16 protein-coding genes and 3 pseudogenes are annotated in these 20,700 nt (G+C 38.1%); 3 read left to right on the plus strand and 16 right to left on the minus strand.

Annotation, left to right across the window (positions count from 1 at the left end):
• Nucleotide 1 precedes the first annotated feature (1 nt).
• The 15 genes and pseudogenes from HMPREF2963_RS01500 to HMPREF2963_RS01575 form a co-directional block, all read right to left on the minus strand.
• Nucleotides 2–856 carry an ABC transporter ATP-binding protein gene (locus HMPREF2963_RS01500; protein ID WP_070668180.1) on the minus strand — a complete coding sequence of 285 codons (855 nt, stop codon included), beginning with the start codon at nucleotides 854–856 and terminating at the stop codon, nucleotides 2–4.
• Nucleotides 857–1,080: 224 nt separating this feature from the next.
• Nucleotides 1,081–2,259: a TPM domain-containing protein gene (locus tag HMPREF2963_RS01505; protein WP_070668183.1), complete on the minus strand. Its 1,179-nt coding sequence runs from the start codon at nucleotides 2,257–2,259 to the stop codon at nucleotides 1,081–1,083.
• A gap of 17 nt (nucleotides 2,260–2,276) precedes the next feature.
• Nucleotides 2,277–3,362, minus strand: a complete 1,086-nt coding sequence (locus HMPREF2963_RS01510; RefSeq protein ID WP_049517320.1) for a TFIIB-type zinc ribbon-containing protein — start codon at nucleotides 3,360–3,362, stop codon at nucleotides 2,277–2,279.
• Between the two features lie 49 nt (nucleotides 3,363–3,411).
• The gene (locus tag HMPREF2963_RS01515) at nucleotides 3,412–4,746 is read right to left on the minus strand and encodes an SPFH domain-containing protein (RefSeq protein WP_070668186.1); all 1,335 of its coding nucleotides are present in this window, start codon (nucleotides 4,744–4,746) and stop codon (nucleotides 3,412–3,414) included.
• 418 nt (nucleotides 4,747–5,164) lie between these two features.
• Complete coding sequence (alaS, locus tag HMPREF2963_RS01520) at nucleotides 5,165–7,783, minus strand: alanine--tRNA ligase (protein WP_037597407.1); 2,619 nt, start codon at nucleotides 7,781–7,783, stop codon at nucleotides 5,165–5,167.
• A 57-nt stretch (nucleotides 7,784–7,840) separates the two neighbouring features.
• The gene (locus HMPREF2963_RS01525; RefSeq protein ID WP_083312517.1) at nucleotides 7,841–8,410 is read right to left on the minus strand and encodes an LURP-one-related/scramblase family protein; all 570 of its coding nucleotides are present in this window, start codon (nucleotides 8,408–8,410) and stop codon (nucleotides 7,841–7,843) included.
• A 137-nt stretch (nucleotides 8,411–8,547) separates the two neighbouring features.
• Nucleotides 8,548–9,486 (minus strand): peptidylprolyl isomerase PrsA, encoded by a 939-nt coding sequence (gene prsA / locus HMPREF2963_RS01535; RefSeq protein ID WP_020997695.1) that lies wholly within the window; start codon nucleotides 9,484–9,486, stop codon nucleotides 8,548–8,550.
• A gap of 106 nt (nucleotides 9,487–9,592) precedes the next feature.
• Nucleotides 9,593–10,276 carry an O-methyltransferase gene (locus HMPREF2963_RS01540; protein ID WP_006270129.1) on the minus strand — a complete coding sequence of 228 codons (684 nt, stop codon included), beginning with the start codon at nucleotides 10,274–10,276 and terminating at the stop codon, nucleotides 9,593–9,595.
• The gene (pepF, locus tag HMPREF2963_RS01545; RefSeq protein ID WP_048800444.1) at nucleotides 10,277–12,079 is read right to left on the minus strand and encodes an oligoendopeptidase F; all 1,803 of its coding nucleotides are present in this window, start codon (nucleotides 12,077–12,079) and stop codon (nucleotides 10,277–10,279) included.
• 19 nt (nucleotides 12,080–12,098) lie between these two features.
• Nucleotides 12,099–13,061: a competence protein CoiA gene (locus tag HMPREF2963_RS01550; RefSeq protein ID WP_070668194.1), complete on the minus strand. Its 963-nt coding sequence runs from the start codon at nucleotides 13,059–13,061 to the stop codon at nucleotides 12,099–12,101.
• A gap of 88 nt (nucleotides 13,062–13,149) precedes the next feature.
• A pseudogene (gene celB, locus HMPREF2963_RS01555) lies at nucleotides 13,150–13,452 on the minus strand (PTS cellobiose transporter subunit IIC); the annotation flags it as partial.
• Nucleotides 13,446–14,432, minus strand: a pseudogene (locus tag HMPREF2963_RS01560) (6-phospho-beta-glucosidase); the annotation flags it as partial. The pseudogenes HMPREF2963_RS01560 and celB, both read right to left, overlap by 7 nt.
• Before the next feature lie 294 nt (nucleotides 14,433–14,726).
• A complete protein-coding gene (locus HMPREF2963_RS01565; protein ID WP_049494016.1) occupies nucleotides 14,727–15,896 on the minus strand; it encodes an MFS transporter in 1,170 nt (389 codons plus the stop codon).
• A 78-nt stretch (nucleotides 15,897–15,974) separates the two neighbouring features.
• Nucleotides 15,975–17,333, minus strand: coding sequence for a DUF1958 domain-containing protein (locus HMPREF2963_RS01570; protein ID WP_070668200.1), 1,359 nt, complete (start codon nucleotides 17,331–17,333; stop codon nucleotides 15,975–15,977).
• Between the two features lie 115 nt (nucleotides 17,334–17,448).
• Nucleotides 17,449–18,156: a glucosamine-6-phosphate deaminase gene (locus HMPREF2963_RS01575; RefSeq protein ID WP_070668203.1), complete on the minus strand. Its 708-nt coding sequence runs from the start codon at nucleotides 18,154–18,156 to the stop codon at nucleotides 17,449–17,451.
• 306 nt (nucleotides 18,157–18,462) lie between these two features.
• Here HMPREF2963_RS01575 and queA point away from each other — a divergent pair, with 306 nt between their 5' ends.
• The 3 genes and pseudogenes from queA to HMPREF2963_RS09480 all read left to right on the plus strand — a co-directional run.
• Nucleotides 18,463–19,491 (plus strand): tRNA preQ1(34) S-adenosylmethionine ribosyltransferase-isomerase QueA, encoded by a 1,029-nt coding sequence (gene queA, locus HMPREF2963_RS01580; RefSeq protein ID WP_070668206.1) that lies wholly within the window; start codon nucleotides 18,463–18,465, stop codon nucleotides 19,489–19,491.
• A gap of 10 nt (nucleotides 19,492–19,501) precedes the next feature.
• Nucleotides 19,502–19,975 carry an arginine repressor gene (locus HMPREF2963_RS01585; RefSeq protein WP_003069883.1) on the plus strand — a complete coding sequence of 158 codons (474 nt, stop codon included), beginning with the start codon at nucleotides 19,502–19,504 and terminating at the stop codon, nucleotides 19,973–19,975.
• 237 nt (nucleotides 19,976–20,212) lie between these two features.
• A pseudogene (locus tag HMPREF2963_RS09480) lies at nucleotides 20,213–20,454 on the plus strand (transposase); the annotation flags it as partial.
• A gap of 57 nt (nucleotides 20,455–20,511) precedes the next feature.
• On the opposite strand, the gene HMPREF2963_RS01590 reads toward HMPREF2963_RS09480, so the two are convergent.
• Nucleotides 20,512–20,700, minus strand: a 189-nt coding sequence (locus tag HMPREF2963_RS01590; protein WP_148129471.1) for an LPXTG cell wall anchor domain-containing protein, incomplete at its 5' end; no start/stop codon positions are given.

The raw sequence follows: 20,700 nt of genomic DNA on the forward strand, positions 1-20,700 counted from the left end.
CTTATCCTTTCCTAAAATAATATAAGTATAAATCTTCCAGACTTGGCTCCATTTTTATAGCATTGATAGTCGGCTTTTGGTCACTGATAATTCTTAGCACTGTGCCGTTAGAACTTACTCTTTGATTTACGATAGTATAGTCATTATAAATATTTAAATCCTCTGTTTCTGCATGGGGTATTTCCCATACTTTATTTTTTACCAAAGAAATAAGTTCCTGAGGACTTCCCACTTCTCTAAATTCTCCATCTTTTAATAGCAATATATACTTAGCTATACTTTCAATATCTGAAACGATATGCGTAGATAATATGACTATCTTATTCGTAGAAAGAGAACTGATAAGATTCCTAAATTTCACGCGCTCTTGTGGATCTAAACCGACTGTCGGTTCATCCAAAACAAGAATCTTAGGATCATTAATGAGCGCTTGAGCAATCCCTAGTCTCTGTTTCATACCACCTGAATAAGTTGAAATTTTTTTATCCTTTACTTCTGATAAACCAACTATTCTCAAGAGGCTCCTAATTTGCTCGTTCATTTCGCGATGCGGTACTCCTTTTAAATAAGACAAATATTTCATAAATTCATAACCTGTAAACTCGGGATAGTATGTGAAATTTTGTGGTAAATAGCCTAATAAAGCATAAAACTCCTCTGCAACTATGGGTTTATTATCCCATAGTACTTCTCCTGAATCAGATGAAATAACTTTACAAATAATATTTAACAGAGTACTCTTACCAGATCCATTTGCTCCTAATAGTCCATAGACCCCTTCTGAGAGTGAGCATGATATATCTTTCAAAACATTCTTTTCACCGTATGTCTTACTAATATTTTTTATTGATAACATTGCAGTACCTCTCATATGTTTTATTATAAGATTCAATAAATTACCTAAAATAATTATACCGCAAAATGATAGCGTTTTCAATTTTTCGTTGAATTTTCCTAGAAATAAAATTATTGTGGACAACATCGTTTAAAAATTTTAAAATTCGCCCCGTTGTAAAATGAAGTGTAATAAAAAGGCCAGCATAAATATCCTGACCTTTTTTAACTTCCACTATTATCCATCTAAAAACTTCCGCCACTGCCCCCGTGACTTCTGTCTGATGAAGATGTATGTGTGCTACTACCCCCAGAATCACTGGAGCTGCTAGGCTCCGGTTTTGCTTTCTTATCTACATTTGAGTAGAGGAAGAATTCTTGAGCATTGGTAATCTGGAGACTATTTTTCTTGATGTAATCAGTGGCTCCGGTTTGATGATAGACAGATTTGAGCTGACCTTTCATTCCTGTTACGATGAGAAAGGCGAGACCAAAGCCAATAGCCAATGCTCCAGGAATCCAGTACCAACTTAAAGGCTTCTTAGGGAGATTTTTTACATCATAAGGCTGCCCTTTTCGTGCTTGAGTGAGGAATTCATCACACTGCTCAGCGTAGGTTGTAAAAGCAGCATTGTAGTCACCATCTTTTAAATCAGGCAAGAACTGCTTTGATAGGTAGTCTAAGCCAGCATCGGTAAAAGCAGTGATGCCGTAGCCTGTCGTTGAAATATGCCACTTCCGTTCTGCCATACTGATTAAGAAAAGCACCCCATCATGATTTTTTCCTTGACCGTAGCCATTGTAGTCGAAGTAGTCATCTGCGAAGTCTTGAGCACTTTTTCCTTCCAGACTCTTAACGGTCACGACAACGACATCGCATTTTTGGCGTTTGCTAACATCTTTGAGCTTTGCTAACAAGGTTTTTTCTTGATCCGGCTTCAGCAAGTCCGCTTCATCTACCAGTAATGGATTGGCCGATGCATTGAGCAATTTGGTTACTTTATTGAGATAATACCGAACACCGCTATAAATATTTTTCCCACTCTCAAAAGCTTTCCAAAGTATGTCGTCACTCTTTGCTCCTAGCTTTTCTTTAGCGTTTCCGGCATAATATAGGATCCATTCATTTTTTTCTTTATCAACAGCAAGGAGAATACCTTCAGCTGTGCCTGCAGATTCTTGATAAACCTTTTCAGCATAAGACAAAATACCATCTTCACCTACTGATTTTGCTGCTAAAAAGTAAACTTTAAAATGATATTGTTCTTCAATAGCTTTAGCCGCTTTGTTAATCTCTGTTATTTCCTTGCTTGAAAAGGCTGAGACTTCATCACGAATATAGCTGGTTTCTTCTGCACAGACAGTCCCAATCATGAGAAAGGAGAGAAGAAGAGTTGTCAGTAATGTTATGAATTTCTTCAACATAATCTCATCCTCCCTTCTTACAGTAAGTGAATCATCCATACAGCCGCATAACTAACTAAACTTGCTGCCACGCCCAGTCCAATTAGCCAACGTCTATAAGCTTGCTTGTCTAAGGGCAAATCTCCGACGAATTTACCAGTCTGACCATTCATCGCAAAGACAAACTTTTTGCCCTTCCAAGTCGTATTTAAGAGCCAAACTGGATAGAGAACATACTTAGTTGAACCATTTATCAAGCGAATATTCGAAGATTCTGGAGTAACGGTAGAAAACCCCGTAACTGTATCTTCAAAGGCTTCCTCCGTGCTTTGCTTGACACGGCTGTTAGCATGAGTAATGCTCTCCTCGGCTCCGACATCATATTTATCTGCTAGGTATCCTGCTAGGTAAGCTGTCTGAAAATCAACAGCTTCTGAAAAATCAAAGGGTTCAATGGATTCCATTAATTGATCATCCAATTTACTTGAACCGTCTACTGGGATATGTTCAAACGCTAACTGACCGGAACGAATAACTGAAAAATAGCTTGTTTCGGTATAGTCATACTCACTATCACTCCATGTTCTAATCCTGCTTGCTTTATAATGAACATCCGCATCTGCTTCTGTGTCAAAAAGCCAGAACGGAACATAAACCCCCTTTACTTCATCAATATGATTTTGGTCTTTAAAAACTTTTGGCAAGAGACGTTTCCCCATGAGATGCTTGTTCAGATTCGCCTTTGCTGCCTTTTTATCTAATTTGAATGGAATCACATAATCTGGCTTTAAATCACCAGCAAAGCGTCCCATCATAACAACAGGATTATCGCAGAATGGACACGAAGTGGCTGCTGTTGACTCGTCAGCAACAATTTCACCACCACAAGATTTACAGACATAAACTGATAGCTGATCAATCTCGCCCGTATCCCATTCACCACCAGCCTGCGTACTCCAGGTCATATTTTCATCAGTCTGGGTTTTTAATTGTTCATCCAATTCCTTCAAACTTGACATATCCAATTCGGAATCACAATAAGGGCACTTCATTTTCTGGATTGAACTATTAAATTCAAGAGCACCACCACAATTTGGACATTTATATTCTTGTAAATCAGCCATGATGACCTCCTTTCTACTGTCATCGAGCTATGAGATAGTTAGAAAAGTTTTAAACAAGGTCATTTTCATCAAATACATTGCCGCATTCAGGGCAGAATTTAGGTGGATTATAAGCATCTTCTGGTTGCCAGCCACAATTGCTACAACGATATTGACGGCGGGTTTCTGGCTTAGGTTTTCCACAGTTTGAACAGAATTTACCATTATTAACAGTTCCACAAGTACAAGTCCAGCTGTCACTCACAGGTTTTGGTGAACCGCATTCTGGACAGAATTTACCTGAAGCTTCATGTCCATTTGGACAAGTCCATTTATCTGCAGTAGTTTGGGTTTGAGAGGTTGCACTCGCTGTTTGCGTTTGCTGACTAGCTGCTTGCTCTTGTCCCATCGCAAAAAGATTTTGAGCATTCATGCCGCCTGCGCCCGCTGCCATTCCTACTCCCATAAAGCCAGTCATCGCACCACCTGGATTTTCAGCCGCTGCTTTCATAGCATCTGCCTGTGCACCGACTAAGGTAGCCGCTGCCATGGTTGGATCCTTCATAATAGCCACACGTTGAGCCTGCTTAATCATTTCAGCATCTTCGTCTGGAAGAGTTACTGAACCAAGAGCTACACTAATGACTTTCAAGCCACGCAGTTCTCCCCATTTGCTAGAAAGTGCTTCATTCATGGCATTTTCGAGTTCTGTATTATGGCTAACAATTTGATTTGGCCGCAATTCTAGATCAGATAATGCAGCGAAAGCTGGTTGGAGGGCACTGATAAATTCGGTTTTTAGCTGTGATTCTAATTCTTCACGCAAATATTCTTTTTCAACATTGCCACAGACATTGGTATAGAAAAGAAGTGGGTCTGCAATCTTATAAGAATAAACACCAGAACAACGGACAGAAACATCCACATCTAAGCCGATTTTTGAATCCACCACACGAAACGGAATCGGATTTGGAGTGCCAAACTTATTATCAATCAGCTCTTTTGTATTGAAATAATAAACACGCTGATCTTTGCCTGTATCACCACCATAAGTGAACCGTTTTCCGATTTGTTTGAAGGTCTCCTTAATGGAATCACCTAAATTACCTGTAAAAATGCTCGGCTCGCTAGAGGTGTCGTAAGTGAATTGACCGGGCTCAGCACAAACTTCGACAATTTTTCCCTGCTCAACAATCATCATACACTGACCGTCTGCAACAGCAATTCCAGAACCATTTGAAATAATGTTGTCACTGCCCTTCGTATTGGATGAACGTCCAGATACTTGCTTTTGTCCTTTGACCACCATGACGGACTTGTCCATGGCATCACAGTAAAAGAATTCTTTCCATTGGTCAGCCAATACGCCGCCTACAGCACCAATTCCTGCTTTAATGAGTCCCATAAGAATCTCCTTTCTCTCTTTAAAAATCATGTTTCCGCTACCTTAAACTGTACTACTGAACGACATCATCTCCTTTGTCATAAATTTGTAAATTTTTACAAAAAATCATACGCTAACTGGCAATATTTGTCTTTTTATCGCAACATAATTAGCTATATGAAAGCGCTTTATCTCCAAAACTATTTTACCATATTTTTATAAAATTGTAACTATCAAAAATATGAAAGCTATTTTTGGATTTATAAAACGCCAGAACTTAATCGTACAAATAAAAAAACGAATAATTCCGATGTTCTGACTAACAGAATATCGAAACTGTTCGTTTTTTGTATGATTTTTATGCAACTCTCTTAGATTTCATTTTTTGAAATCCTTGTAGAGACAAGCACAGATCTATCTCGCTTAAAGTAATATGACATTACAATTTTTCTGGCACGGCTTTTAGTAACTCTTGAATAGCTGCTTGGTTGCTTCCGCCAGCCATAGCCATATCTGGTTTACCACCACCACGACCATCTACAATTGGTGCTAATTCTTTAATTAAGTTACCAGCATGAATCTCCCTTGTCTTGCTAGCTACAAGGACATTGACTTTCTCACCAATAGCTGCCACAAGGACAAGAACATCTGAATAGTCTTTTTGTTTCCAAGTATCGGCAAACGTACGAAGAGCTCCAGCATCGGATACAGAAACTTGACTGGCGATAAAACTATGTCCATTAACTTCTTGAACATTCTTGAACACTTCACCCGAAGCCGCTGCAGCTGCCTTTTCTTTCAACTCAGCGTTTTCTTTTTGCAATTGACGTAATTGCTCTTGAAGAGTTTCAACTTTATGAGAGACTTCTTTTAGTTGAGGAACTTTGAGCGTTGTAGCAATGGCTTTTAGCGCATCTTCTTCGTCACGGTAGGCTTCAAAAGCTTCTTTGCTGGTTACCGCAAGAATGCGACGAGTTCCTGAGCCAATTCCCTCTTCTTTAATAATCTTGAAAAGACCAATTTCAGAAGTATTTTTCATGTGAGTACCACCGCACAACTCAATAGAGTAATCTCCAATTGTCACCACACGAACTTCTTTTCCGTATTTTTCTCCAAAGAGAGCCATCGCACCCATTTCTTTAGCCGTATCAATGTCTGTTTCAATCGTTTTGATGTCAGTTGCTTCCCAGATTTTTTCATTAACTTCTTGCTCAATGCGACGTAGCTCTTCTGCTGTAACTGCTTGGAAATGAGTGAAGTCAAATCGAAGAAATTCTACTTCATTGAGAGAGCCTGCTTGCGTTGCATGTTTACCTAAGACATGATGAAGAGCCGCATGAAGTAGGTGTGTTGCAGTGTGATTCTTCATCACACGGTGACGACGATCGTGGTCAATTTCAAGTTTATACTCATGGCCTAACGTGAGTGGTGTTAGCACTTCTACCGTATGGAGCGGTTGTCCATTTGGGGCTTTTTGAACATCTACAACTTGGGCAACGAGTTGACCTTCAGAGTCAAAAATGTGTCCATGGTCTGCCACTTGTCCCCCCATTTCAGCATAAAATGGTGTCTCTGAAAAAACAAGGTAAGCCTTCCCAGTTGAAACTTCTTCAACTTCTTCGTCAGCTGCCACAATTGCAACCAACTTCGCAGATAAGGTTTCTTTTTCGTAGTTAAAATGACTTTCAACCGTGATATTTTGCAGTGTTTCATTTTGCATGCCCATAGAGCCACCTTTAACAACGCTAGCCCGCGCTCGTTCTTGCTGCTCTTTCATAGCAGCTTCAAAACCTTCACGATCTACTGTCATACCTGCTTCTTCAGCGATTTCTTGAGTCAATTCTACTGGGAAACCATAGGTATCATAAAGTTTAAAGACATCAGTTCCTGAAATAACAGACTGTCCTTTTGTTTTTAGTTCCTTTACAATACTTTGTGCAAAGTGTTGACCTGAATGAAGTGTACGAGCAAATGATTCTTCTTCACTTTTGACAATTTTTTCGATGAAATCTTGCTTTTCAAGCACTTCTGGATAATAACTTTCCATAATTTTCCCAACTGTTGGAACGAGTTTGTAAAGGAAAGGCTCATTGATTCCTAATTTTTGACCATGCATAGAAGCTCGGCGGAGCAAGCGGCGTAAAACATAGCCACGTCCTTCATTTCCCGGAAGAGCACCATCCCCAATAGCAAATGACAAAGAACGGATATGGTCTGCAATGACCTTGAAGCTCATATTATCTCCGTCTGGATTATAATTCTTACCGGATAATTTTTCTACTTCGCGGATAATTGGCATAAAGAGGTCTGTTTCAAAATTTGTTTTTGCCCCTTGGATAACCGCCACCAAACGCTCTAAACCTGCACCTGTATCAATATTTTTGTGAGGTAGCTCCTTATATTCACTCCGTGGGATAGATGGATCTGCATTGAATTGAGACAGAACAATATTCCAAATTTCAATGTAACGATCATTTTCAATATCTTCTGCAAGTAAACGAAGTCCTTGATGTTCAGGATCAAAAGCTTCTCCACGGTCAAAGAAAATTTCTGTATCGGGCCCAGAAGGTCCTGCACCAATTTCCCAAAAATTATCCTCAATTGGAATCAAATGGCTTGGATCTACGCCAACTGAAATCCAACGATTATAAGAATCATGATCGTCCGGATAATAAGTCATATAGAGCTTATCTTTCGGAAAATCAAACCATTCAGGGCTGGTTAAGAGTTCAAAGGCCCACTCAATTGCTTCATCACGGAAATAATCACCAATAGAAAAATTTCCTAACATTTCAAACATGGTATGATGACGCGCTGTTTTTCCGACATTTTCAATGTCATTCGTCCGAATCGCTTTCTGCGCATTGGTAATCCGTGGATTTTCTGGAATAATAGTGCCATCAAAATACTTCTTTAACGTTGCAACCCCAGAGTTAATCCACAGCAAGGTTGGGTCATTGACTGGCACTAAACTAACAGACGGTTCTATAGCATGCCCTTTTGAAGCCCAAAAATCTAACCACATTTGGCGTACTTGAGCGCTCGATAATTGTTTCATTTTTTCTTCTCCTTAAAACTTTTCTTTAGATGATTTTCCTATTGCCTATCTCGAACTCTAAGAGCTATTTTCGAGAGCCTCCACATAGTCAATGGCGATACATAATGAAATGATCAAATCAGCATAGGAATCCTCATAAATCGTAACCTGATAAGTGGAAGTCAGATGAAATAACTCTTTTGAAATCTCTGCAATTACTTGTCCCTGATCATCTAGCAAACGAAATTCCAAATCCCAGATATTTCCTTCCACGCGCAAACCTAAGTTGTCAAATTCATATTTATCTCGTAAAAAGGTAAATTTTTTACGAATATAAAAATTCGAACCATTGCACAATTGAACTTCAAATTGGGGCAAAAAAGTAAGTGTTTTTTTACTAATCTGACTCACTAATTCACCTTTATAGTCATAAATGGTGAAGGTTTTTGGAATTTTTAAAAAGCTTCCTTCCACTTGATAATCAACGTTTCCTCGATCATCTTTGATATCAAACTTTTCACCACCAAAGCGAAATTTCTGCTTTACAAGGTAGGTTTTCATGATAATTCCTCGACAAAAAACAAGTTCACTAGACGAAGGGCGAAAAACCGCGGTACCACCTTCATTCAATGAACTTGTCATTCTCATTATGTATGCAATTTTTTCTCTGAGTAGCATGGTTTTAGCTCTCACATGGCTTGCAGCACCGCCAATTCTCTGGGCTAAGAGGTCAAAAATCAATTCTCAATAGATTTATTATACTCGCTTATGAGCTTTTCGTCAACTTATTTTGATGAAGATGACGAGCTAGATGTTGATTTGCTATCTGACTTGACATATTGTGAGAACAGATTCTGGAAAGCTTGATCTTTCACTTTAATGTTAGCTGCTTGCAATTCTTTGGCAACAATTCTTTGAATAAAGGTTCGATTGTTTTGCTTTTGTGTCAAGATAACATTTTTCAGTTGTTTCTTATAGTCTTTCCAGTTTGCTGATTTTTCAGACTTACTATTTAGTTTCACAATGTAATAACTTGAAGAATAGGTTGATGATTTAACGGTGATAACATCAGAAATACCATTTGCTTCAAGAGCAAAAGCAGCCTTTTTAACAGCATCTGGAACATCTGTTGAAGCTGAGTCAAACTTCACTTCGCCACCCTTATCTTTTGTCTTCTTATCTGTAGAATTTTCTTTGGCAATTTGTCCGAAATCAGCACCTTCGGCTTTTGCTTTGGCCAATACTTCTTTTGCTTTGTCTTGGTTATCTACTTTGATAATTTGAGCAGTCACTTCTGGTGTATAAGATTCGTATGCTTTTTTATAATTTGCATCTGTCAATTCTTTTTCAGCTGCTTTTTTGACAGCATATTCGACCAATTTGTTGGTTCTGATTTGTTCACGATAAGTATCTTCCGTCAATCCTGCTCTTGCCAATACTTGTTGAAAAGCAGTTCCGTAAGTGCTCTTACTCTTATTGAACGTTTCAGTGACTTCTTTTTCTGTAACATGCTTACCATAACTCTTTTCAAAAACTTCTTGAATGGTCATATTGAGAAGTACTTGTTGAGCAGCTGCATTATTTTTTACTTTATTATAAAAATCACTGACAGTAATTGTATTTCCCTTCATCGTGATAATGTCTTTACCACCAGCTTGTGAGCATGCTGCTAATGTTACAACTGACAAAAGCGTAATAGCTCCTGCTAGAATTTTTTTCTTCATTATGAAAACTCCTTTATTTAATTCACTTTCTTATTGTACCATAAAATTAATTTAATATCTTAAATTTTTCTAAAAACTTGTTAATAATAAGAAAATCACAAATATCTCATTTTTTTCGAATCATCAGCAAACCATCACCAAGCGGTAATAAGGTAGCTGTTAAATCTGGATTATCAAGCGTTGCATCAAATAAGTTTTGCAAGCCACGATAAATGGTTCTCTGACTTCGACGTACTTCTATTATATCCTTAGCAACATCTCCACCTTGGAAAACATCGTCTATGATGATAATTCCTCCCGAATCAAGGTGTTTCAGAACTTCCGGCAGAAAAACAACGTATTTGGACTTGGCAGAATCCATAAAGACAAAGTCATAGAAATCTTTCAAGCTGGGAAGAATAGCCATTGCGTCTCCTTCAAGCAATGTAATTTGCCTGCGCTTATCAAACTTGGCAAAATTTGCTTTAGCAAGAGCAATCATTTCTGGATTGCGATCAATCGTTGTAATTTGCGCATGTGGTGCATGTTCTGCCATTAAAAGTGCTGAAAAACCAATGGCTGTCCCAATTTCCAAAATTTTTTCAGGCTGTAACGTTTCTAACAAAAAACGAAAATATGCAACTGTTTCGTGAGGAATAATGGGAATATTTTCTTCATGAGCAAAATTTTCGAGCTCTTCTAAGGAGCCCGAAACTCGTTTTTGCCGTGTCCGCATAAAATCAACTATTTCTTCCTTGACAACGGGGCGACGCATATTGTGATTGGCATTTTTACTATAGGATTTAACCATTTATGCTAAGCCCAACTTTTCTACAAGTGCTTCAAATTCGTCAAGACGACGTTCAAAGACTGCAAAGGCAGCATTGAGATAGTCTTCTTTTTCCATATCAACACCAGCTTTTTTAATGACATTCAGCGGATAATCAGAATTTCCTGCTTTGAGATAATGGAGATATTTCTCTTTATCTTCTTGTGTTCCATTGACAATTTTATCGGCTAAGGCAGATGCTGCTGAGAAACCAGTCGCATATTGAAATACATAATAGTCATAGTAAAAATGAGGAATCCGTGCCCATTCGTATTGAATTTGTGGATTATCTTCTTTCGTCAAGCCATAATATTTTTCGTTCAAATCTGCGTATAAATTATTCAAAAATTCACTAGTTAAGACTTGACCTTCTTGATCAGCCTTATGGATAGCATGCTCAAACTCAGCAAATTGAGTTTGGCGGAAAACAGTTCCGCGGAAGCCATCCAAGAAATGATTCAGAATCGCAAAACGAGTTTGATCGTCATCTACTTCTTCCAATAATTTCTCCGTCAGTATATTTTCATTGGTAGTAGAAGCAATCTCAGCTAAGAAAATAGAATAATCACCATAAACATAAGGCTGTGTTTCACGAGTATAGCTAGAATGCATACTATGACCCGTTTCATGAACCAAGGTGAAGAGATTATCTAAGGTATCTTGCCAATTCAGCAACATAAAAGCATTAGTATCGTAAGAGCCGCCAGAATAAGCTCCTGACCGTTTACCTTGATTCTCACAAACATCAATCCAACGCTCTGAAAAGGCTTTTTTCACTCGGTTAAGATAATCATCTCCAAGAATTGCTAAAACTTCTTCCGCTTTCATCAAAGCTGCTTCATAGGTAAATTTATAATCTATCTCTGATAGCGGTGTATAAACGTCATACATCTTGAGATCTGAAATGCCTAAAATCTTAGCTCGCAACTGAACATAGCGATGTAAGAGCGGTAAATGTTTGTTGACTGCAGACACCAAGCTCTCATAAACACTTTCTGGAATAAAGTTAGCAGACAAGGCTGCTTCGCGTGCCGAAGAAAACTTACGTACTTTTGCATTGTAATTATGCACCTTAACATTTGTTTGGAGTGTCTTAGCATAAGTATGTTGATATTGTTCATAAACGCTATAAAGTGCTTCATAAGCTTCCTTACGGACTGTACGATTTTTTGACTCCACTAAGCTAATGTAATTTCCATGCGTCAATTGTACTTCATTGCCTTCTTCATCATGTACAATTGGAAAGACGATATCGGCATTGTCCAAAATTCCAAAAGTATCACCAGCAGCACTAAAAATTTCACCAGCACCTGCCAACAATTCTTCCTCGCGTTGAGAAAGGATGTGAGGTTTCTTTTGCAATAACTTGTCAAAGAAGTGCTGATAGATTTGCAATTCAGGTTTTTCAACTAAGAAAACCTGATACTGTTCATCTGTAATTGCCATAAATTCTGGCTCATAGAAAGCAAACACCTGCCCGAACTCGCTATAAATAGCCATGCCCTTGGCTTGATACTCTTGATATTTTGCCACACGCGTATCTTGGTCATTTTTCATGTGAGCATAGGAATAGAGCTTTTCAATACGACGCATTAAATCCATTTGGATGTCTGTCGTTTTTAAAAGGCTATCGGCTGAATCCAAAAGATGACCTGCTAAATGACTAGCTTCTTTTAATTCCTTTGAAACTTGCGCTAATTCCATTTCAAACGCTTCATCCGTTGGGAAAATCGTCGTTAAATCCCAAGTGTATTTTTCTTCAATTTCATTTCTTTGTTTTGCCATAAAATTTCCTCCGTCTTTCCTATTCTATCATAAATACTGATAAAATCCTTGTATAAAAAGCTGGGGGATAGAGAATTTGGAAATTTTTATTCTTTTCCTTTTCATAATAAGCTGAAAATTGTTGGTAATAAGGTGTGAGGTCTTGAAAAATCTGACAAAAAGAGCTGGCACGAACAGGCTGAACCTGCGGATAAAAGTCACTAGCCGTTTTAGTCAATAAATTATCACCCGCTTGATACAATTCTGCCTGTAATTTCATCCATTTAGGTTGTTGATAATAGAGCTGTTGACGAACATAACGGCAAATATTTTTATCCTCTTTTGCTAAAAAACTGGTCATCTCCTGCCGTTGAAAGGGCGTTCGTAGAACAGTCAAAAGGCTGCCCTGACCAAAAGGAAAAGACTGGACCTTATATTGAGCTCGACCATGCAAATCTTCGTGAATCAGATACTTGAGCCGAATCTCCTGCTTTTTATCATCCAATTCCCACAGATAAAAGCCCATATTTTGACTGAAATAAAGAAAATCTTTTTGTAAATTAGTTAAAGAATCTTTCAGCCAAAGTTTCTTTCCTAATAGCCAAAGAACATGATAACCGTGCTGATGATAACTGTCCGTACGCTCTTTTAAGCGCTTTTGACTCAGCGAACTGCATTGAACTTCAAGCGCAATCTGTTTCTCTACTAACAGATCTGCAATTTGTTGCAATTTAGGTAAATACGCTTCCACTTGAACTGCATGATTAGACTTTCTGGCCCAAGTAAACAAGGCAGCTTTCAAATTCAGGTGTTCTGCGCTTTCATTTTCCGTATAAAAATGACAGTCTTTTAAAGAAATATGAGCAAAATGTGGTCGCATGACTCTTCCTTTTTTAAAACGGACCGCCTCCAAACAAGCTGGACAGAGAAATTTATCCAGCGTATTTACCGTATCTTCCACAGCATTTAGTAGGTTCCCATTTTCCTGACAAGCTATTAGCATAAATTATTTTCCCCTTTTACTGAAATTATTCGCAAAAAAGAGAAACTTCCGAAAAAGTTTCTCAAATCTTTTATAAGGGGAAACAAATTTATTGAATCGCTTCAGCACCGTTCATTTCTTCTTTGTACAACTTAGTATCATACATCTTAATAAATGGATACCAAATTACAAAGGCAGCCAGAGCACAGATAAGTGCAACCACAAAGGCACCAATATTACCACCTGAACCAACGTATGCTCCAATACCAATACCAATAGGTGTTGGCCATGGTGTTTGGGCAATCGCTTTACCAACTAGTCCAAGTTGAACAGACCAGTAACCAATCGAAGCAGAGACGATGGGAGCCAAAATAAACGGAACGGTCAATATTGGATTATATACAAGTCGAAGTAAGGGTTATTCTCCCGATGGGAGTCAATAGCAAAGGACATGTAGTAGCTAAAGCCAATATAGTCAACAGTGCCCGCCAGCAAGTCTTCCTGATCCTGCTTGCTAAAGTCCACCTTGATTCCCTTTCTTTCCCAGTATTTGAGAATATGCTCAGGATATCGACCAAAGACATGCACGTCTGTAAAGTAATAACGCTTCTGCATAGCTTTCATAGCCATAAGAATATCCTTTGGATTACAAGTAGCCGGATAAATAGGGCACATGGCAATCATACAACCGATTTGGAAGTCGGGATTGATTTCGTGACCAACCTTAACTGCTCGTGCTGAAGCTACTAACTCATAGTGAGCAGCCTGATACATGATTGCTTCGCGATCATCGCCTTCTTTATAGACAATCCCGGAGTTGGTGAAGGGGGCAAAATCTTCCTGATAATTAGCTTGATTGTTGATTTCATTGAAAGTCATCCAGTATTTGACTTTATCCTTATAACGCTCAAAAACAACTTCTGCAAAACGGACAAAGAAGTCAATCACCTGACGGTTTTTCCAACCACCGTACTCGGTTACCAAATGATAAGGCATTTCAAAGTGAGACAAAGTGATAACCGGCTCAATACCATACTTGAGGCATTCGTCAAAAAGGTCGTCATAAAATTGCAGGCCAGCTTCATTAGGTTCTGTTTCATCTCCTTTAGGGAAAATCCGCGTCCAGGCAATAGAAGTCCGGAAACACTTGAAGCCCATCTCCGCAAAAAGAGCAATATCCCCCTTGTAACGGTGATAAAAATCAATGGCCTCATGGTTAGGATAGTACTTGCCTTCTAGGACCCCTGGGGTAATTTCCCGAGGCACTCCGTGACGAGCTGCGGTCATAACATCCGCCACACTGATACCTTTTCCACCTTCCTGCCAGCCACCTTCCAGTTGATGTGCCGCAACAGCTCCACCCCAGAGAAATCCATCTTTAAAAGTTGACATATCTAAAGTCCTCCTGATTTTGATATTTTCATTATACATCTAAGAAAGCGCTTTTAAAATCTATATTTTTGCCACAATAATGCGGAAAAATGATAGATTCGTATTCATAGGTAGACTTTAATAAACGGAACTTCCCTTGATTTAATATCACCTTTTACTATTAGACTATCATTTTTAGCTATCTATCGAGCTATTGATTCCATTATCTGTACATGCCTCTTTTTATTCAAACATCAAAAGTGACAAAGTACTTAATAAAGGGGCTGGAAAAAATCCAGTCCCTTTATACTTCTCTTAACCAAACAATTTCTGATTTGACTTGTTTGGTACTTTCAAAAAGAAAGCTAAAACAAGCACTAGAACCATTACACCAGCTAAGAAAAAACTCATCATTTCATAGCCAGATTTATCAATAATATCTCCTGCAATATTTTGAATAAGAATGGTTCCCAAATTGCGCGCTGTCTGCACCAAAGCAATAGCTGTGACCAAATAATTCTCATCTACTATGTTAGCAACAATCTTCAAAGTCACCATAATCAACAACATACCTGTAGCATGCTTTGACATTAAAGTTAAGAGAATTTTGGAAGTAAGCCCCAAATCCAATCCATAAATCACATACTGTAAAAGCAAAATCCCCAAAGGAATATAGAGCAATTTTTTAATTGGAACCTTATCCATAAAAAGATAAGAAAAGAAAATCAATGGCGACTCACAAATTACAGAAATAGCTACTACAGTTGTCGCCATATTAACACTTAAACCGCTATGTTCTAGCATAGAAGGGATATATGTATGCCCTGTATTTCCAACTCCAGAATAGAGTGCCACGATAAGAAGATAAAACAAATATGTTTTGTTTTTGAAAATTTTCCCAATAGAAGAGTCATTTTTCATTTGTGTGGCTTTTTTTGAACCTTGATTATGTTTTGGGTCAATCCCAAATACCCCAAGAATACTCACACACATCATACCGATAAACACGATGAAAATTGCTTGCGGTGAGATGAATTTATAAATCAATCCTGCTAATTGTGAGCCCATTGCATAACCAAAAGTACCCCAGATACGGATTTTCCCATAAGTATAAGGGCTTCTAGCAGCCAACACATCCATAACAGGATTGACTCCATTGACCAACATTAAAACAGCACTATACCAGACTGTCAACAATAAAAGATTATTGGCTTGCATAAAAAATATTGCAGCTATATTAATCAGAAGAAAACTATAAATGGTCACTTTTTTAATGCCAATCTTATCGTTTAAAATCCCCATGAGTGGCTGAACAATCATAGAAGAAAAGAATGAGGCAGAGACAACAAGTGACACCTGACTAGCTGAATAACCCTTATCAAGCATATATACTGAAATTAAAGTCGAAAAAAGTGCATATGCTAAAAAATAAAAGTTATACATTAAAAAATAGGCAAAATAGCTATTTTGAAATTTCCTAAACATAATTTTTCCTTCCCCCTAAACAGAGTGATAAAACTCGACTGGAATCACCAATCGAGTTTTCTGTCCCATACTATATATTTAACGCTTCCGACGACGAGAAAGCCGGGTATCACTATGATCTCGTCGAATTCTTTTTTGCTTTCGTCTCATGATTTCAAAAACAATAATCAACAAAAAAATCACTATGGGAACTGCAATAAAAATATAATAATCTAAAAAGAGTTGCTTCAAACTTTTTCCGTTAGACTTTGCTATAGTACTTTGTACTGTTGATGTTGCTCTTTTCTTTACGTCTGTGACACTTTCTCCATCTGCAATGAGCGAAGAAAGTTGCTTCAGACCATTATCATTTTTTAACACTCCATTTTCCACAACTGGTTTTGCTGACGCCCCTTTTTTCACAGTTGCATAGAAATCTTTTGACAGGTTATATCTTTTTCCATTGATTGTTTGTTCTCCAGCCTTGAAAATTTTTTTGTACTCATAATCAGCATAAGCTTTCTCAATCAAGGCATTGCCAAATGGATGGCGGTAATATTCTCCATCTTGGTCAGACCAATTCCCAACTCCCATGATAACACTAATCAAGCGTTGTTTTCCACGCTTAATCGTTGCAATGTAGTTAAAAGCTCCTCGTGGACTTGATCCTGTCTTTAAGCCATCAACCCCCTTTATAGCATATCTTGCACCAGGAAGTGAGTAATTATAAGTTTCAAAAGTTTCTTCATACGGCGTTCCCTTTTTCACCGTTACAACTGATTTATTTGTGTAATTTAAAATATTTGGATAATTTTTGACAAAATTGTAGCTTAAAATAGCTAAATCACGTGCTGTTGTCTGATTGGCAGCATTATTATCATAACGTTGTGGCGTGTATAATCCTTTAAAAGAAACCGCTGCAGCTCCACTGGCATTAAACCATTTTGTATTGGTCATGCCCAACTCTTTTGCTTTGGCATTCATCATGTCCAAAAATGTATCTGGATCATTGTTTGATAGATAATTCGCCAACATAACTGTCGTTGCATTTGATGAAGGAACTGCTGTCATGGTAATCAATTCAGAAACAGTATAATCTACACCGGATGCTATTTTATTATTGGAAATCTCGTAAATATTTGCAATAGCCTGATCACGTGGTGTCGCTTTGATAACTGTATTTTCACTCAACTTTCCTTGCTGAATCGCTTCAAAAACTAAATACAAAGTCATCAATTTGCTCATGCTAGCTGGGTCACGAACTTCATCGATATTATCTTGCCAAAGAATATTTCCCGTATTAGCATCTACTATCAAGGATGATTTCGGACGATTGATTGGATTGACCTTTTCGTCTGGATACATTTTTTGCGCCATATCAACTAACTCGTCCGCATGAATAGTGATTGTTCCCACACACAACACAAAAAAACAAACAATAGTTAACAACTTTTTCACTAGAATCCTCCTGAGTTCTCACTTACCTTCTAGTATAGCATATTTTCCCTGTAAGATAAGGAATTTTTTTTAAATAATAAAAAACCTACCTAAAAATTAGATAGGAAATAGATTCTTATTTTTTTAAAATGCTTAAGGCTTCTTTATCTGCGATAACAACCACATCTTCATGTTTTTGAAGAGCACTTCCAGGCAATTCTTCTGTAATCGGTCCTTCTACTGTTCCTGCAATCGCTTTAGCTTTTGAAGCACCATAAGCAAATAAAATAATAGATTTTGCATCGAGAATATTCCGAATCCCCATTGAGTAAGCTTGCGTCGGTACATCTTCTATTTTATCAAAGAAACGAGCATTCGCTTCAATAGTTGATTGCTCCAAATCCACTACATGAACCGTGCTATCAAAGCTCGTCCCTGGTTCATTAAACCCAATATGACCATTTGTACCAATTCCCAAAATTTGCAAATCAACAGGATGTTCTGTCAAAATTTGGTTGTAACGTTTCACTTCTGCTTCCGCGTCTTCAGCAACACCATTTGGTAAAAAGCTTTCTTTAAAAGGCTTTTGATTAAATAAATGTTCTTGCATAAAATAACGATAAGACTGAGGATTTTCCCCACTTAATCCTATGTACTCGTCTAGATTCACACTGGTTAAGTCTGACAAATCAAGGTCACTTTCAACAATTTGCTCATAAAAACTCAAAGGACTGCTTCCTGTTGCCAAACCTATCGTTTTTGCTCCTTCAGCTAATTTTTCTTTTAACAATTCAAAGGCTACTCTGCCACCGGCTGCTTGATTTTCCACTTGAATAATTCTCATCGCTAAACTCCTTTTCCTTATTTAATTACATTATATGGTATAGACCAATTTTTGTCAAGAGAATTTGTTTCTTTTTAAAAAATCCGAGCTTGTTTGCACGAAAAATCGTGCTATAATAGAAGAATGTTAGTCTATTTACTCTGTTTATTTTTACTGGGAGTTGCATTTGTTATCGCTGCGCTCCTTTTCAAAACCAAGCGAATCTGGTATTATACCCTATTGATTTTAGGCATTTTACTCATGTGCCTGCCACTTGTTGCTTGTTGTTATTCGTTATGGATTTTAATTACAGCCTAAGGAGAATATATGAATACTGCTGATTTTGACTTTCATTTGCCAGAAGAATTAATTGCACAAACCCCTTTAGAAAAACGGGATGCCTCACGTCTCTTAGTCGTAAATCACAAAACTGGTCAAATGGAAGATACGCACTTCGATGCAATTATTGATCAATTACATCCTGGTGATGCTTTGGTCATGAATGATACGCGCGTTTTACCAGCACGCCTTCACGGTGAAAAACCTGAAACAGGTGGGCATGTTGAATTGCTACTCTTGAAAAACACTGAAGGTGATGATTGGGAAGTGCTGGCAAAGCCAGCCAAACGCTTAAAAGTTGGAGCGGCTATTTCTTTTGGCGATGGACGCTTGACAGCAACCGTCGTAGAAGAATTAGAACATGGCGGACGAATTGTACGTTTTCACTATCAAGGGATTTTCTTAGAAGTGCTTGATAGTCTCGGCGAAATGCCTTTGCCGCCTTATATCCATGAAAAGCTAAAAGACCGTGAACGCTACCAGACTGTCTATGCAAAAGAAAATGGCTCAGCCGCTGCTCCAACTGCGGGGCTTCATTTTACAAAAGAATTACTTGCTAAGATTGAAGCAAAAGGCGTGAACTTAGTTTATCTAACGCTTCACGTCGGACTAGGCACCTTCCGACCTGTCTCTGTAGACAATGTAGATGAACATGAAATGCACTCAGAATTTTACACTTTATCAGAAGAGGCCGCTGAAACGCTTCGACAAGTCAAGGCTAGTGGAAAACGTGTCATAGCTGTCGGAACGACTTCTATCCGTACACTAGAGACAATTGGCTCAAAGTTTAATGGAGAAATTAAAGCTGACTCCGGCTGGACCAACATTTTTATCAAACCAGGTTACGATTGGAAAGTCGTGGACGCTTTCTCTACCAATTTCCATCTGCCCAAGTCAACTCTCGTTATGCTCGTTTCAGCCTTTGCAGGTCGAGAATTGGTGCTCTCCGCTTATCAACATGCCATTGATGAAAAATACCGCTTTTTCAGCTTTGGAGATGCTATGTTTATAAAATAATAGGTGAAATATGAATAAAATTGAAAGCCGTCATCGATTAATTCGTTCGCTTGTCCTAGAGAAAAAGATTCATACACAACAAGAATTACAAGATTTGCTTTCTGCAAACGGTGTTACTGTCACACAATCTACTCTTTCTCGCGACATCAAAGCTTTAAATTTAGTAAAAGTGCACGAAGCGGATGTTTCTTATTACATTATCAACAGCATGGCGCCTTCACGCTGGGAAAAGCGCTTGCGCCTCTACATGGAAGATGCTTTGATTATGCTGCGACCCGTTCAAAATCAAGTTGTTATGAAAACGCTCCCTGGTTTGGCACAATCATTCGGCTCTATCTTAGACGCTTTGGAGTTTTCTGAGATTGTTGCAACCGTCTGTGGTGATGATGTCTGCTTGATTATCTGTGAGGACAATCAAAAAGCGCAAGACTGTTTTAACAAATTAAAACAATTTGCACCTCCATTCTTTTTCAGTAAAGATTGAACAATAAAAAAACTAGCACTTACCTTTATCGACTGCACCCCAAAAGTTAGATTTCCTGACTAACTTTTGGGGTGCTTTTTCGATGAAATTAACTTACAAAGAGAACGGACTGATTTACTATTATCATCTAAGATGTCAGTACCACTGTTACACTTACCTTTGTCGGGTATGTTTTTTACTACAAAAATATACGGCTCAAAACTAAAAGAGTTTTCATTCAAAAACGACTTCTCCTACTCGAATGTCCGTCCTATCTTTCAGATTATCTTCAGGACATTCTTGAAAGGCAAGAACAAGATCCTGAGCACCTTGAAGCTTTCTTATTTTCAATGCCAATTTGGAGTCAATCAGTAAGCTTATCAAGGACCTCAAATACCTAGCTTCCGGATTTTAAAACTTTTCAAACTTTAAAACACACATTTTCATTGCCTTAAACATCAAAAGAGAGAAGACAACTTTTTGTCCTCTCTCGATGTTAGATGCAGTCAACTCACTACAGTTAATAAAGAGCCTATATGAGTACGTTACCAGACTTACTACTCTGTCTCTTCACTTTTCTTGTTACGTGCTAAACCATATAATACACCTGTACTTACAATGACAGCCATTGCAGCAGCTGTAAAGAATGGGCTATTAGTTTCACCAGTATTTGGTAAAGCTTTTGTACCTGAATTGGTATTAGATTGGTTTTCCGTTTGGTCCTTACCTTTTGGTTCGTTGCTATC

This window comes from Streptococcus sp. HMSC067A03 (assembly GCF_001814295.1).
In the GTDB taxonomy this organism is placed as follows: domain Bacteria; phylum Bacillota; class Bacilli; order Lactobacillales; family Streptococcaceae; genus Streptococcus; species Streptococcus constellatus.